The organism is Mesorhizobium sp. M1252, from assembly GCF_040318265.1.
In the GTDB taxonomy this organism is placed as follows: Bacteria; Pseudomonadota; Alphaproteobacteria; order Rhizobiales; family Rhizobiaceae; genus Mesorhizobium.
The window spans coordinates 143,628-158,266 of record NZ_JAMYLX010000003.1 but is presented as its reverse complement, the minus strand read 5'-3'; the positions used below and the strand labels follow the sequence as shown (position 1 = coordinate 158,266).

Genomic DNA, 14,639 nt, shown 5'->3' with positions numbered 1-14,639 from the left:
TCACCCGTTTGGCGTCTCGGGCGCCATGTTTGCCCGTCCGCGCGGGATGCCGAGGCCGGTGTCGGGCGGCTCGCCGGCGGCCGGCCGGTCCTCGATCATGTGCATGGTGCGCCAGCGGCCGAAGCGATAATAGGCGGCGGCCAGCACCAGCGAGGTGATCGATCCCGCCGGAAAACTCCACCACAGCGCTTCCTCGCCGATGTAGCTCCTGAAGAAGTAGGCAAAGCCGGTACGCACGACCAGCACGGAAATCACCAGAATGATCAGCGGCGGCATCACGGCACCGGTGGCGCGCACGGTGGCGAACAGCACGATGGTGACGCCGAACAGGATGAACGACCAGGACGCCACCTTGTTGATGTGGGCTGCAATGTCGATTGCGGTGCTGTCGCGGCTAAGGAACAGGCCGAGCACCGGCCTGTCGAAGAGGAACAGCAGCGCCACCAGGGCGCCGGTGAGCACCAGGTTGAAGCCGACGCCGGACGCCGCGATGCGACCGATGCGGTCCCAGCGCCCGGCGCCGACATTCTGGGCCGCCATCGACGAGACTGCGGCTCCGATCGCCAGTGCAGGCATCTGGATATAGGTCCACAGCTGCGCCGCGATGCCGTAGGCGGCGGCGACCTGCGAGCCGTAGGAGTTGACGATGCCCATGACGGTCAGCGCCGCCGCCGAAATGACGATCATCTGCAGGCCCATCGGCACGCCCTTGAAGACGACGATCCTGAGCAGCGCCGGATCCGGCCGCAGCAGAGCGAGGTTGGCGCCGGCGAGCCGCAGCGGATGCTTTCTGGCATAAAGCACGACGAGGATGGCGATCACGCTCACTGTCTGGCCGATCAGCGTCGAGGTGGCGGAGCCGGCGATGCCGAGTTCGGGGAAGGGGCCGATGCCGCGAATGAGCAGCGGATTGAGGATGATGTCGAGCACGACGGCGAGCGCCATGAAGAAGAATGGCGTGCGCGAATCACCCGCACCGCGCAGCACCGTCATGACGAAGGACAGAAGATTCATCATCGGCACGGCGACGAAGATGATACGCAGATAGGAGCGCGCCAGCGGCAGCGCATCGGGCGGGGTGCCCAGTGTGTTGAGGATGGCGTCGACCCAGATCCAGCCGCAGACGGCGAAGATAGCCGAGACGAGGAAGAAGAAGCTGGCGCTGGTGCCGACGATGCGCCGCGCCTCGGGCAGGTCGCGGGCGCCGACCGATTGCGCCACCAGGATGGTCGCGGCCATGCCGATGCCGAATACGGTGCCAAGAATCAGGAACAGAACCAGATTGGCGTTGGAGGTGGCGGTCAGCGCCGATTCACCGAGGAAGCGGCCGACCCAGACAGCGTTGATCGAACCGTTGAGCGACTGCAGCACATTGGAGCCGAGCACCGGCAGAGCGAACAAAAGCAGCGTGCGCGGAATCGGGCCGCTGGTCAGGTCGCCGGTGCGCCGGCGCGGTGGTATTTTTTCGTCCATGGGCTGTTCGGCGAAGGTTCATCTCAAAGTCCGCCCGGCAATGATCGCCGATTTAACGGACAAGGTCGATGCGGCATTGGAACATGCCACCTGGCGGCTTCAAGCTAATCAGTTCTCAAAACATTCGGAATGGGATATGGGTCGTCGCCGCGTGGGGTCGCATATCCTGTTGGATATGATGAATAGGCTGGGGGGATCATGTCCGACAATCCGCTTTTTTCCGAGCGCCTGAACCGGCGCGCGTTTCTTGGAATATCCGCTTTGGGTGCCGCTTCCATGGCGCTTTCAGCCTGCACCACGACCGACGTCGTGGTGCCGCCAACGCCCGCTCCGGCGCCCGAACCGGCTCTGGGCGATGCCGCCACCATGTATTCGGCGCGCGTCGATGAGGGCTTTTCATTGCCGGCAATCCCCGTCGCCAAGCTCGATCCGAAATTCGTGCGCCAGATCGTGGACGATCCGACCGGCGAAAAACCCGGCACGATCGTCGTCGATACATCCGAGCATTTTCTCTATCTGGTGCGCGACGGCGGCAAGGCAATGCGCTATGGCGTCAGCCTCGGCAAGGCCGGGTTTGGCTGGACCGGCAGCGCCGTGATCCAGGCGCGCAAGAAATGGCCGGTGTGGACGCCGCCGCCCGAAATGATCCAGCGCCGGCCGGAACTGGCGAAATACAAGGACGGCATGCCGCCCGGACCGCAGAGCCCGCTCGGTGCGCGCGCGCTCTATCTGTTCCGCGACGGCAAGGACACGATGTACCGGCTGCACGGCACGCCGGAATGGGATTCCATCGGCAAGAACGCGTCGTCAGGCTGCGTGCGCTTCATGAACCAGGACATCATCGACCTCTACAGCCGGGTCAACGGCGTAGCCCAGGTCTATGTGCGCCCGAACCTGTCGGCCGCGGGCAAGATCATGGCTGTGTCGAGCCGGACCGCCGAGCCGATCGATGCCGGCGTGCCAAGGGATGCGGAGATTTTGAAATAGGTGCCGTCACGGCATCGCTGATTGCCGACAAACGGTAGAGGTGGACGCGCCGGGCGCGTCCGCTTTTTTGTATACGACTACTTCTTGGCGAGGCCCGGAAGCGTGACCTGATAGACCAGGAACATGGTGTCGACATCGGCGCCGTCTTCGGCCTTGTAGGGCGCGCCGACCTGAAAACCGTCCTGGGTGAGAAAGTCGTTATCGTTGCCGACGAACAGGAAATAGTCGTCGGGCAGCGCCGGATCGAGCACGCTGACCACCGACATTGCTTCCCACTTCTCCGACAGATTGTTCTTGTCGTTGGGCTTGCCGTCATGCAGGCCGAAACGGCCGAGTTCCTTGTTGTCGTTGATGTCGATGAACGGCGTCAGCTTGGCCGGGGTCACCGAGGGGTCGAGCACGCCCTTGGGCGCCAGCGGCTTGTCGGCGGCATCGAAGGCGCCGCCGGCAATGTCGGTGGCGCCAGAGACGTCGACGACGAAAATCTGGCGCAGCAGCGAAGTATCGCCCTTCACCCCCTGGCCGTTTCCGCTGTCGCGCGCCAGCATCAGGAAGGTCTTGTCGGACAGCGCCGCGATCTCGCTCTGCGCGGCGACCTTGGTCTTGTCCTTGGCGTCCTTGAACACCGGCAGCGGCACGGCATATTCATGCACCAGCTTGAGATGGGCCGGGTCGGAGGCGTCATAGACCAGCGCGCGGGTGTTTTGGCGCGTCGCGGGCGAATCGCCGCCATCCTGGCGGGGCGCCGATTGCAGCACGGCGATCAGCGACTTGCCGTCCGGCGTCAGCGCCATGCCTTCGAGACCCTGGTTGTTCTGGCGGCCGGTTTCGGGATCCTTCGGATCGGGTTCGGCTGCACCGGGGCCTGGATTGTCGGAGGCGAAGTTCGGCGCGCCCTTGCGCATCGGCACCAAAGCGGCCGGCGGCTGCGTTGCCGACAACAGATGGCCGTCGGCCGAGAAGCGGTAGATGTTGGGGCCGTATTCGTCAGAGATGAACATGGTGCCGTCGGGCAGCCGCGCGATCGCCTCATTGTCGAGCGCCAGCTTGCCATTGGCCTCGGGCAGGATCGGCAGGTCGCCATTGGCCGCGCGCACGCCGTTGAGCGGATCGAGGCCGGTGGCGTCAGCGCCCTTGTCGTCGGTGAGGAGCAGGGAATCGGCAAGCGTCGCCTTGACGCCTGTCTGTTCCTGGCCGGAGGTGGGCGTGGCGCCTAGTGCTACCGGCGTGAACTCGATGCGAATAGTGTTGAGGCGCGGCCGGTAATCGGTGGTGCCGACGACATTGTAGCCACGGTCCGGCAGCAACCAGAGCGAGCCCTTGTAGCCGTCCGCGCCACGGGTCCAGCTTGCGGCGTCGATCGACATGCCGGAGCCGGAGCCGAAGGTCTCGCCGAACTTGTCCTTCTGATCGGCCGGGATGCGGCCGACGCCGACCAGGCCCTTGTTGACGAAGCCACCAACGGTGGCTGTGCTGTCGGCAAGGGCAGGGGTCAGGGCGGTAAACAGCGCCAATGCGGCGCCGAGCGACACGGTTCGGTGCGAGATTTTCATGGAGATCCTCTTTGTGACAAGCCTTGAGCGGCGCAAAGGGGCCACCGCATCGCATCGACGATGTCGCCCTCTCGCAAAGCGGTCTAGGACGCGAACATGATACTTGCGTGACAGAGCGGGCCTCTCCCTTCTCCCTTGTGGGAGAAGGGAGAGACGCACTATCAATCGCTGTCGCGCGCGATCAGCTCCAGCGGCCAGACTTCGCGGATGATGCGCGGACCTTCCGGGCCGGCAAAGGCGGGAAGCGAGGCCAGCAACATTTCGGCCAGCCGCCGGCCCATCGGCTCCAGCGACGGACGGAAGGCGGTCAGCGCCGGCGAGAAATAACGGCAGAGCGGCGTGTCGACGATGACGATCACCGCGATGTCGTGGCCGGGCCTGATGCCCATCTCGGCCAGTGCTTTGCAGCCGCCGAGCGCCATTGCGTCATTGTTGAAGATGATGGCTGTGGGCCGGTCCTTGGAGAGCATCACGCGCGGCGTCACCTGGTAGCCTCCGGCCTCGTTGATGAAGCCGTCGGCGATCAGGCCGGGGTCGACTTCGATACCATGCCGCTTCAGCGCCTTGCGGTAGCCGTCGAGGAACAGGTAGCCGAAGTTGAGATCAAGCGAAGGGCGGATGGCGGCAATGCGGCGGTGGCCGCGCGCGACCAGCCGGTCGACGGCTTCATCACCCGCCCTCTCGAAATCGATATCGAGCGAAGGATAGGTGTCGTCGCCGGATTGACTTCGGCCAAGCGTGGCGAAGGGAAAGCCGGCCTTGCTGAGATAGTTGATCCGATCGTCTTCCCGCCGTGTGTTGGCCAACACGACCGCGTCGGCCCGGCGCGTCTCAACCACGCGGCGCAGCCTGTCCTGCTGATATTGACCGGGCTCACCCATGACGACCATCAAATCCAGGCCATACTCGGCAAGCCGGCCTTGCAGACCGATCAGGAACGGGATGAAGAACGGTTCGCCATATTGCTGGTCGCCCGGATGCGGCTGCAGCATGAAGGCGATCGAATGGGTGGTGCCTTGCCGCAGGCTGCGGCCGGACTGGTTGGGCGAATAGTTCAATTGCTTGGCGGCGGCGAGCACGCGCTGGCGGGTGTCGGCATTGACGTCGGCGCGGCCGTTCAACGCCCGCGACACGGTGCCGATCGAAATGTTCAGGTGACGCGCGAGGTCATGGATGCTGGACGCCAAGGACAGTTCTCCCCCTGTCTTGGCTAGCACCGGCTGCCGCCCAGGCCAAGGCTTCGGGATGATTCTCGCTGGCAGCCGATTGACATTCTACGCCATCGGGTGTGTTCTCGTAAACGTTTACGGAAAAGCGTTTACGGTGATGCCGGAAATGCCGTGACATTCGGTCTGGAGGGACCGGACGGGAGGAATGCCGGATGATGAATGCCGTCCTCGTCGGCTGTGGTGCGATGAGCAAGGCCTGGCTCGATGCCGCGAGGCAGATCGGCGGGTTGGCCATTGTCGGACTTGTCGATCTCGACGCCGAACGGGCGCGGGCGAGGGCACGCGAATACGGGCTCGATCGCGCCGTCATCGGCACCAGCCTCGATCAGGTTCTCGACCAGACCAGGCCCGACGCGGTGTTCGATGTCGTGGTTCCAGCCGCCCGGCGTGATGTCGCCTTTGCCGCCTTTGCCCATAATTGCCATCTGCTGACGGAAAAGCCGCTGGCCGATACTCCAGAAAATGCGCGCGCCATCGTCGATGCGGCACGTGACGCGGGGCGTATCCATGCGGTCGTGCAGAACCGCCGCTACGTCGCCAATGTCCGGCGCATCAGGCGCTTTCTCGACTCCGGCGCCATCGGCAAGCCAACCAGCATCCATGCCGATTTCTTCGTCGCGCCGCATTTCGGCGGCTTTCGCGAGGAGATGGCCCATGTGCTCTTGCTCGACATGGCGATCCACACATTCGACGCCGCCCGCTACATGGTCGCAGGCGATCCCGCCGGTGTCTTTTGCCAGGAATGGGAGCCGGCCAATTCCTGGTACCGGCAGGGATCGTCGGCCAGCGCTATCTTCGATCTTGGCGCCGGCAAGCGCTTCACCTATGCCGGTTCCTGGTGCGCGGCGGGCTTTCGCACCAGCTGGGAGAGCACATGGCGCATCGTCGCCGAGCACGGCAGCCTGGTCTGGGATGGCGAGGACGGGCTGAAGGCCGAGGTTGTGTTGTCGGTCCGCGACGGCCTGTTCGACCTGACCCAACCCATCACAGTGCCGCCGCTCGATCCCGCCGACCGCATCGGCGGTCATCTCGGCATCATCAAGGATTTCATCCACGCCATCGAGACCGGCAGCGAGCCGGAAACCCGTGGCAGCGACAACATCAAAAGCCTGGCCATGGTTTTTGGCGCCATCGAAAGCGCCGAGACCGGACGGCGCGTCGCAATCACACAGGAAGCATCATGATGCCAAACCCGCTTCTCGACATCCGGATCGGCACCATGGTGCGGGCCAATCTCGAAGACCCGGCCGCCTACATCAAAGAGATTCTGCCGCTCGGCTTCGAGAGCATCCAGCCCTTCTTCTGGCAGACGCTGGGCGGCAAGGATTTGGCGCGGCTCGCCGGCGAGATCCGCGAGGCGATCGGCGATGCCGATGTCGCCGTGTCGTCGATCGGCGTGTTCGGCAATCCGCTGGAGGATGGCGAGGTCGATCGCGGCGTGCTCGCGGCATGGGAAACCGTCATCGACAATGCGCATCTGTTCGGCGCCTCGACGGTCAGCGGCTTCACCGGCCGCCTTCGCGGCAAGAAGCTGACCGACAGCCTGCCGCGCTTCCGTGAGGTCTGGGGACCACTGGCCAAACGCGCCGCCGACAAGGGCGTGCGCATTGCCTTCGAAAATTGCGCCATGGACGGCAACTGGGCCGCCGGTGACTGGAACATCGCCCACAATCCGGACGCCTGGGAGCTGATGTTCAACGAATTGCCCGACGACAATCTCGGCCTGGAATGGGAGCCCTGCCATCAGCTTGTCTACCTCATCGACCCGATGCCGCAGATCCGCAAATGGGCGCCGCGCATCTTCCATGTCCACGGCAAGGACGCGACGGTGCGCTGGGATGTGATCCGCGAGCACGGCGTGTTCGGCAAGCTGCCCTTCGTGCAGATGCGCACACCCGGGTTTGGCGACAGCGACTGGACGCGGGTGATCAGCGAATTGCGGCTGGCCGGTTACAAGGGCGCCATCGACATCGAGGGCTGGCATGACCCGGTCTATCGCGGCGACCTCGAAATCACAGGTCAGGTGCGCGGGCTGGAATACCTCAAGCAATGCCGGGGAGGAGCGACCTACCTGCCGAACCCAGCGTGACCGAGGGCCGGTGGGAGGAGCCGGCCTGACAGATTGCCAAGCACTGCCGACAAGCACTGCCGACAGGCGAACGACGAAACCCCTCGGCTCACCGAGGACAAAAGGGAGGAACGTGCATGAGCATCGCAATGAGAACGACACTTCTGCGCTCGACCGTCGTGGCCGCCGCCACGGCGCTGTGCGCTGCCATCTCCACTCTGCCGGCGCAGGCGCTCGACGCCCAGTGGTGCAAGGATGTCCACATCCGCTTTTTCGTCGGCGGCGCCGAGGGCGACGCTTTCGGCACCATCGTCTACAATGGCGCCAAGCAGGCGGCGTCCGATCTCGGACCCAAGGTCGACTACATCTTCTCGCAGTGGGACGTCGAGAAGATGGTTCAGCAATTGCGCGAGGCCGTCGCCGTGAAGCCCAACGGCATTGCCATGATGGGCCATCCCGGCGACGCCGCGATCATGCCGCTGGCCGAACAGGCGCACAAGGACGGCATCAAGATGATGTACCAGAACGTGCCGGTGCCGACGGTGGTGGCTGCGTTCGGCGGCGGCTATGTCGGCGCCCAGCAGGAGCAGCAGGGCCGCGCGCTCGGCGTCGAAGCGTTCAAGCTCGGCAATCTCAAGTCCGGCGACAAGGCGATCATGATCGGCCCGTTCGAGAACGAGGCCCGCGGCGCGCGCGAGCGCGGCACGGTGGCAGCACTCAAGGAAGCAGGCGTCGAGGTCATCCAGCTGTCGTCGCCGCCGAGCGGCGAATGGGCGTCCGACCCCAATCTGGCGATACCGGTGATCACCGCGGCCCTGCTCAACAATCCCGACGTCAAGGCGGTCGGCTATCCCGGCGGCCAGATGCTGGGCAACGTCGCCACCTACATGCAGGCGGCGGGGCGCAAGCCCGGCGACATCTTCAATTTCGGCTTCGACACCAGCCCGCAGATCGTCGAGGCGTTCAAGGGCGGCTGGGTGCAACTGACGGCCGATCAGCAGCCGTTTCTGCAAGGCTATCTGCCGATCCTCAGCCTTTGCCAGCAGGTGGTGCTGGGCCTGGCGCCGATGAATGTCGACACTGGCGCCGGCTTCGTCACGCCGCAGAATTACGAGATCGTCGCCGAGCTCGCCAAGCAGGCGCTGCGCTGACCTCCCAAACTGCCGGCTGGGCGCAAGCCCGGCCGGCAGGACCGCCGGCACCAGGCCGGGATGATACCACAGGAGCGAGGATCGCCATGGCCGAACGCATCATCGAACTGCGCGACATCAGCAAATCCTATGGCCAGGTCTATGCGCTGGGCGGGGTCAATCTCTCGGTCGACCGCGGCGAGGTGGTTGGCTTGATCGGTGACAATGGCGCCGGCAAATCGACGCTGATCAAGATCCTGTCCGGCGTCGTCAAGCCGACCAGCGGCGAGATCCTGGTGCGCGGCAAGCCGGTGACCGGCTGGAGTGCGGCACGCTCGCGCGACGCCGGCATCGAGACGGTCTTCCAGGACCGGGCGCTGGCCGTGCAGCAGACCATCGTGCGCAACATCTTCATGGGCCGCGAACTCACCGGCTTCATGGGCTTTCTGAAGGTCAATAAAGAGATAGAGGAGGCGAGCCGGCTGATGCGCGAGATCGGCTTTACCTCGAAAGTGTTCACGCCGCATTCGATCGTCGGCCAGCTCTCCGGCGGCGAACGCCAGGGCGTGGCGATCGCGCGCGCCATCTACAAGCAGGCCGAGCTGATCATCCTCGACGAGCCGACGACGGCGCTGTCGCTGACCGAGACCGCCAAGGTCTTCCATTTCGTGCGCCAGGTGCGGGCGAGCGGCCGTTCGATCCTGTTCATCGGCCACAACATCCACCATGTCTTCGACATCGCCGACCGCTTCGTGGTGATTGACCGCGGCAAGGTGGCGCTGACCGCCGATCGCACCGAGGTCAAGTCGGCCGAAGAGCTGATCAATTTCATGGAAGACGTTGCGCATCCCGGAGGATTGCCGGGGCTGCACGAGGCCGGCGACGCGGAGAGGGCAGCACGATGAGCAAGACCATGGAACCCGATCTGCAGAGCCCGCTCGGCGGCAAGGCAGCCCGGCCTGAGTGGAAGCACCCGTCCGACCATTGGCTGCGCGGTTTCGTCATCGACAACCGCGCAGCGCTCGGCACGCTCGCCGTGTTCATCATCATGATGGCGGCGTTCCTGATCGCCAACCCGACCGTGTTCACCACCTGGTATCTCTACAGATCCGTGCTGACCACGCTGCCGGTTGCCCTGTTCGTGGTGGTGCCGCTGGTCTTCGTCGTCACCTGCGGCGAGATCGACCTGTCGTTTCCCGCAACCATGGGCTTTGCCTCCTGGGTGTTCGCGCTGGTGGTGCAGGCCGGCTACGATCCGTTTCTCGGCATCGCAGCGGCGATTCTCACCGGCACGCTGCTCGGCTTTCTCGTCGGATCCCTGGTCGTTTATGGCGGGCTGTCGTCGCTGATCGCCACCCTCGGCATGAATTTCCTGCTGCGGGGACTGATCCAGATCATCAACGAGGGCAGATCGACGGCATTGACCGGTCTCAGCGACAGCTGGGCGTACACCATCTTCTCCGGTCAGGTGTGGGGTTTTCCGGTACAGGTCTTCTGGGCACTCGCCTTCGTCATTTTGTCGGCAATGCTCTACAACCGGCACCGCTTCGGCGCGCAGGTGAGGGTCGTCGGCGACAACCCCGACAGCGCCCAGCAGATGGGCATCGACGTCAAGCGTGTGCGGGTGAAAGTGTTCATCTTCACCGGCATCGGGGCCGCGATCGCCGGCACGTTTTCGGTGATGATCAACTTCACCTGGTGGCCGACCGCGGGCGACGGCTATCTCTTGCCGGTGCTGGCTTCGGTGTTCGTCGGCGGCACGCCGACCTGGGGCGGCATCGGTACGGTTGCCGGTGGAGCGATCGGCGCGGTCACCGTGTCGTTCATCCAGACCGGCGTCGTGGCGGCGGGCCTGAGCGGCTTCTACGTCCAGTTCTTCAACGGGCTGATCATCATCCTGTCGCTGCTGGGGCACAAGTGGAACCAGGCGCGGTACAGGTGAGGGGCGGGCTAAATTGACGGGGACGCTCATGTTGCGGACCGCATGCCCCGACGACTGGGCAGACGCCCGTCGCTTCGTCATTCTAGGGCGGAGCAGGAGCGAAGCTCCGTCGCGTAGACCCTGGAATCCATTCCGCGACCTTGGAGTGCAGCTGCGCAGGATTCCGCACCGTGGCAACGCGTTGAAGACGCGGGATGGATCCTCGGGTCTACGCTGCGTCGCTACGCTCCTTGCTCCGCCCGTGGATGACGAGGCGGGGAGGGCTCCGCCAGACTACAACAATGTGGTCGCTTGTAGGACAACAGGACAAGCGGGCGCTCACACCGCCGCGACGAACCCGTCGAGCACGCGTTTCTGGCCGGCCTTGTCGAAGTCGATGGTCAGCTTGTTGCCTTCGATGTTGGAAATGTTGCCGTTGCCGAATTTCTGGTGGAAGACGCGGTCGCCGACACTAAAGGCTGACGGCGTGTCGGCGACGGATTTGGCGACCAGTTCGCCGTCGATGGTGCGGCCTTTGACGCTGGTTCGGCCGGCGCCGTAGCCGGAGTCGGTCTCGCCATAGCCGATGCGCTCGACCTGGTGGCCGGAGCGCGAACCCCAGTTGCGGTCGGTCGCTTCGGTGCGGTTGGCCTGGGCGCGCTGCCAGCCCGGCGTGGCATAGGTGTTGGAAAAGGCGCCGGATTTTTCCGCGCCGACATTGTCGAAGCGCGAGGCGCCGTAGGGGTTCTGCCGTCCTGCGCCCTGGCCGCCACGGCCCGACGCGAACGAACCGCCGCCATAGGAATTGCCGTAGCCGCCATAGGAGTTGCCGCTTTCGGCGACCTCGACATGGGCTTCCGGCAGTTCGTCCAGAAAGCGCGACGGGATGGTCGACTGCCACAGGCCGTGGATGCGGCGGTTGGAGACGAACCACAGATGCAGGTTCTTCTTGGCCCGGGTCAGGCCGACATAGGCGAGACGGCGCTCTTCCTCCAGGCCGGAGCGACCGCCTTCGTCCAGCGCGCGCTGGTGCGGAAACAGGCCTTCCTCCCAGCCGGGCAGGAAAACCGTCTCGAATTCGAGGCCCTTGGCCGAATGCAGCGTCATGATGTTGACGGCGTCCAGCTCGGCGTTCTGCTCGGCGTCCATGACCAGCGCGACATGCTCGAGGAAGGAGCGCAGCGATTCGTACTCCTCCATCGAGCGGATCAGCTCTTTCAGGTTTTCCAGCCGGCCCGGCGCCTCGACCGAGCGGTCGTTCTTCCACATGTCGGTGTAGCCGCTCTCCTCCAGAATGGTCTCGGCGAGTTCGGTGTGCGGCGTGGTTTCCAGCGCCTTCTGCCAGCGCTCGAAATTGGCCGCCACTTCGCGCAAGGCCGCGCGGGGCTTGGGCTTCAGCTCGTCGCTTTCTGCGAGCTTGGCGGCTGCCTCCAGCATCGGGATGCGCAAGATCCGCGCCGTGTCGTGGATCTGGCGGATGGTGGCTTCACCCAGGCCGCGCTTGGGGACATTGACGATGCGCTCGAAGGCGAGGTCGTCGGCGCCCTGCGCGACGACGCGGAAGAAGGCCAGCGCATCGCGGATTTCCATGCGCTCATAAAAACGCGGGCCGCCGATGACGCGGTAATTGAGGCCGAGCGTGACGAAGCGGTCTTCGAATTCGCGCATCTGGAAGGAGGCGCGGACCAGGATGGCCATGTCGTTGAGATTGTGCTTGGCACGCTGGTAGGTCTCGATGGTTTCGCCGACGGCGCGCGCTTCCTCCTCGGAATCCCAAGCGGCGTGGACATGCACCTTCTCGTCGTCCTCGGCGACCTTCTCGGTGAACAGCGTCTTGCCGAAGCGACCCTCATTGTGGGCGATGAGGTGCGAGGCGGTGCCGAGGATGTGCGCCGTCGAGCGGTAGTTGCGTTCCAGCCGGATGATGGTGGCGCCCGGGAAATCCTTGTCGAAGCGCAGGATGTTGTCGACCTCGGCGCCACGCCAGCCATAGATCGATTGGTCGTCGTCGCCGACGCAGCAAATGTTGACTTTGTTTTCGCTCACGGGCCGTTCCGCGCCTGCCGGCGCAGGCCCTCCGCCCCCTCTTTTTTGCGCGCCTTCGGCGTCGCGGGAGTCGCCTCGCAACGGCTCGGACGCCCGGTCGGGCTTGCGGCCTTCGGCCGATCGCACTTTACCCTCCCCAGGTTTGGGAGGGTCGCCGCGAAGCGGGGGGGGGGGGGGGGTGGCGCCCGCGCCCGCGGGGCGGGCGGGGGGGGGGGGTGGGGGGCCGGGCCCTCTTCATTTTTCCCCCCCGGGTGTGGGGGGGGGGCCGCCCCCTGGGGGGGGGGTGGGGGCACTGGCGCCGGCGCTTCCACCCCCACCCGGCCCCCCCCGGGGGGCGACCTCCCCCATCGAGGGGGAGGTAGGTCTTTGCGCCAGCAGCCGCAGCCACATGTATTGCGCGGTGTTGGTGTCCTGGTACTCGTCGACGAGGATGTATTTGAAGCGCTTGTGGTAGTCCTTCAGCACGTCCGGATTGGCGCGGAAGATGCGGATCGGGTGGCAGAGCAGATCGCCGAAGTCGCAGGCGTTCAGCGTCTTCAGCCGCTCCTGATAGGCCTTGTAGAGTTCCCGGCCCTTGCCGTTGGCGAAGCTGCGCGCGTCGCCCTCGGCAATGTCGGCGGGGCCTTGGCCCTTGTTCTTCCAGCCGTCGATCATCTGCGCGAACTGCTTGGCCGGCCAGCGCTTGTCGTCGAGGCCTTCGGCCTGGATCAGCTGCTTGATCAGCCGTACGACGTCGTCGGTGTCGAGGATGGTGAAATCGGATTTGAGCCCGGCCAGCTCGGCGTGGCGGCGCAAGAGCTTGACGCCGATGGAGTGGAAGGTGCCGAGCCACGGCATGCCCTCGACGGCTTCGCCGACGAGATGGCCGATGCGCTGCTTCATCTCGCGCGCGGCCTTGTTGGTGAAGGTCACCGCCAGGATCTGCGAGGGGAAAGCCCTGCCGGTGGCCAGGATATGGGCGATGCGGGTGGTCAGCACGCGGGTCTTGCCGGTGCCGGCGCCGGCCAGCACCAGGACCGGGCCTTCGGTGGTTTCCACCGCCAGCCGCTGCTCGGGGTTGAGGCCGTTGAGATAATCGGGTGCGCTGTTGGGTCCGCTGCGGGCCGCCATGGCGCGCGCGGCTATGCCCGACGGGGCCGCGGGCCGCGCATTGGGTTCGTCGAAAAAGGGCATGTCTTCCGCAAAGCCGGACATCTCCCCCGAATGTAGTGATTCGGGAGCGAAAGACCAGAAGTGTCTACGTTTTGTTCTGCTAAAGTGCCCGATACCGCGGCTCAGGCCTTTCGGTAACCGAGCGCGACGAACAATCGATGTCCGAACGAGCGCGCTTCCTCTGTCATAACCATGCCAAAGGCCGTCAGCATCTGGTCGTAATAGCGGCTGCCTGCGGGTGACGCCAGGAATGTCGAGTACAGTCTGAGATCGCCGAGCGGGAGATCCCGGTACGTATAAGCGCTACCCTGCATGGCATTCTGTTCGATGTTCTGGCGAATTTTCACGGATTGCTGACGCACCAGCGCCATGATCTGTTCGTCCGACAGAGGCTTTCCGGCTGCGCCCAGCATCCCCGTAACCATCGCGTAGCTCATGTTCAGCGCTATCGCCTCGCCGGTGTCGACAGCGCTGATATCGTCGATGATCTTGCGGTACAATTCAAGCCGGGCTGGATCCTTGGTCGGAAGCTCGGCGAGGATTTGCTTGCCCTCTGTCTTCTTGCTTTGCCTGCCTTCCGGGCCAGACGACTGAATTTCCAAAGCGGTGACGTGCTTGCCCAACGGGGAAGCGTAAAACGCTGCGAGGTCGGACAGATCGGTGGCCGACAGCCTGTCCGCCATCCGCGATTCGATGGCAGTCTCCATTTTGACTGCGTCGAAGGCGCCTTCCAGCGCGACCGACAAGGCGTCCTGGAAATTTGCCGGTAACGGTTCGGGTATGGATTTCGTGGCTGCGGCGATGCCGGGACCGATGCCCATCAGCATCTCGTGAAAGCCGTTTGCCTTATTGATCTCGCTCAGCGTCTGTGCCGGCGCGGCCACTGTGCCGGCCGTGAGCGCGACGAAGCTACAGAGGACAAGGACTACGCGCGTCAGAGGCGAGGCGAATGACGTCACTCTGGTTGCTCCTGATGGTTGGTCCAAAGCAGACTGCTGGAAAACCCGGATGCCGGCAAGGCGGGATTGCCACCTTGGCGTGTGGCCTCGAAAAACGCCCTGTTACGCAAGAGAGCCTGCG

10 protein-coding genes and 1 pseudogene are annotated in these 14,639 nt (G+C 64.6%); 6 read left to right on the top strand and 5 right to left on the bottom strand.

Annotated elements, in window-relative coordinates; genetic code table 11:
* Positions 1–1,473 carry an MATE family efflux transporter gene (locus NKH22_RS07280; RefSeq protein WP_023688049.1) on the bottom strand — a complete coding sequence of 491 codons (1,473 nt, stop codon included), beginning with the start codon at positions 1,471–1,473 and terminating at the stop codon, positions 1–3.
* 198 nt (positions 1,474–1,671) lie between these two features.
* Between NKH22_RS07280 and NKH22_RS07275 the strand changes: the two genes are divergently transcribed.
* Positions 1,672–2,460: a L,D-transpeptidase gene (locus NKH22_RS07275; protein WP_023668302.1), complete on the top strand. Its 789-nt coding sequence runs from the start codon at positions 1,672–1,674 to the stop codon at positions 2,458–2,460.
* A 77-nt stretch (positions 2,461–2,537) separates the two neighbouring features.
* On the opposite strand, the gene NKH22_RS07270 is transcribed toward NKH22_RS07275, so the two are convergent.
* Positions 2,538–4,013, bottom strand: coding sequence for an esterase-like activity of phytase family protein (locus tag NKH22_RS07270; RefSeq protein WP_023690890.1), 1,476 nt, complete (start codon positions 4,011–4,013; stop codon positions 2,538–2,540).
* A gap of 161 nt (positions 4,014–4,174) precedes the next feature.
* Positions 4,175–5,200 (bottom strand): LacI family DNA-binding transcriptional regulator, encoded by a 1,026-nt coding sequence (locus tag NKH22_RS07265; protein ID WP_023821770.1) that lies wholly within the window; start codon positions 5,198–5,200, stop codon positions 4,175–4,177.
* A 194-nt stretch (positions 5,201–5,394) separates the two neighbouring features.
* On the opposite strand from NKH22_RS07265, the gene NKH22_RS07260 reads away from it, so the two are divergent.
* The 5 genes from NKH22_RS07260 (at position 5,395) to NKH22_RS07240 (ending at position 10,382) form a co-directional block, all read left to right on the top strand.
* Positions 5,395–6,426 carry a Gfo/Idh/MocA family protein gene (locus NKH22_RS07260; protein WP_023690892.1) on the top strand — a complete coding sequence of 344 codons (1,032 nt, stop codon included), beginning with the start codon at positions 5,395–5,397 and terminating at the stop codon, positions 6,424–6,426.
* Complete coding sequence (locus tag NKH22_RS07255) at positions 6,426–7,331, top strand: sugar phosphate isomerase/epimerase family protein (protein ID WP_023690893.1); 906 nt, start codon at positions 6,426–6,428, stop codon at positions 7,329–7,331. Before NKH22_RS07260 ends, NKH22_RS07255 begins: the two co-directional genes overlap by 1 nt.
* 116 nt (positions 7,332–7,447) lie before the next feature.
* Complete coding sequence (locus NKH22_RS07250) at positions 7,448–8,461, top strand: substrate-binding domain-containing protein (RefSeq protein ID WP_023682113.1); 1,014 nt, start codon at positions 7,448–7,450, stop codon at positions 8,459–8,461.
* A gap of 86 nt (positions 8,462–8,547) precedes the next feature.
* Positions 8,548–9,345, top strand: coding sequence for an ATP-binding cassette domain-containing protein (locus NKH22_RS07245; protein WP_023668308.1), 798 nt, complete (start codon positions 8,548–8,550; stop codon positions 9,343–9,345).
* Positions 9,342–10,382, top strand: a complete 1,041-nt coding sequence (locus NKH22_RS07240) for an ABC transporter permease (RefSeq protein ID WP_023668309.1) — start codon at positions 9,342–9,344, stop codon at positions 10,380–10,382. Before NKH22_RS07245 ends, NKH22_RS07240 begins: the two co-directional genes overlap by 4 nt.
* A 318-nt stretch (positions 10,383–10,700) precedes the next feature.
* Here the strand turns inward: NKH22_RS07240 and NKH22_RS31510 are convergent.
* Both NKH22_RS31510 and NKH22_RS07225 read right to left on the bottom strand, forming a co-directional pair.
* Positions 10,701–13,601: pseudogene (locus NKH22_RS31510) on the bottom strand (ATP-dependent helicase).
* 80 nt (positions 13,602–13,681) lie between these two features.
* On the bottom strand, positions 13,682–14,518 hold the full coding sequence (locus NKH22_RS07225; RefSeq protein WP_352657997.1) for a DUF2059 domain-containing protein: 837 nt from the start codon (positions 14,516–14,518) through the stop codon (positions 13,682–13,684).
* Positions 14,519–14,639 lie beyond the last annotated feature (121 nt).

Excerpts from the sequence above, each read along its gene's own strand:
- NKH22_RS07255 (WP_023690893.1), top strand. The coding sequence starts at position 6,426 with ATGCCAAACCCGCTTCTCGACATCCGGATCGGCACCATGGTGCGGGCC.
- NKH22_RS07240 (WP_023668309.1), top strand. The coding sequence starts at position 9,342 with ATGAGCAAGACCATGGAACCCGATCTGCAGAGCCCGCTCGGCGGCAAG.
- NKH22_RS07245 (WP_023668308.1), top strand. The coding sequence starts at position 8,548 with ATGGCCGAACGCATCATCGAACTGCGCGACATCAGCAAATCCTATGGC.
- NKH22_RS07250 (WP_023682113.1), top strand. The coding sequence starts at position 7,448 with ATGAGCATCGCAATGAGAACGACACTTCTGCGCTCGACCGTCGTGGCC.
- NKH22_RS07270 (WP_023690890.1), bottom strand. The coding sequence starts at position 4,013 with ATGAAAATCTCGCACCGAACCGTGTCGCTCGGCGCCGCATTGGCGCTG.
- NKH22_RS07260 (WP_023690892.1), top strand. The coding sequence starts at position 5,395 with ATGATGAATGCCGTCCTCGTCGGCTGTGGTGCGATGAGCAAGGCCTGG.
- NKH22_RS07275 (WP_023668302.1), top strand. The coding sequence starts at position 1,672 with ATGTCCGACAATCCGCTTTTTTCCGAGCGCCTGAACCGGCGCGCGTTT.
- NKH22_RS07280 (WP_023688049.1), bottom strand. The coding sequence starts at position 1,473 with ATGGACGAAAAAATACCACCGCGCCGGCGCACCGGCGACCTGACCAGC.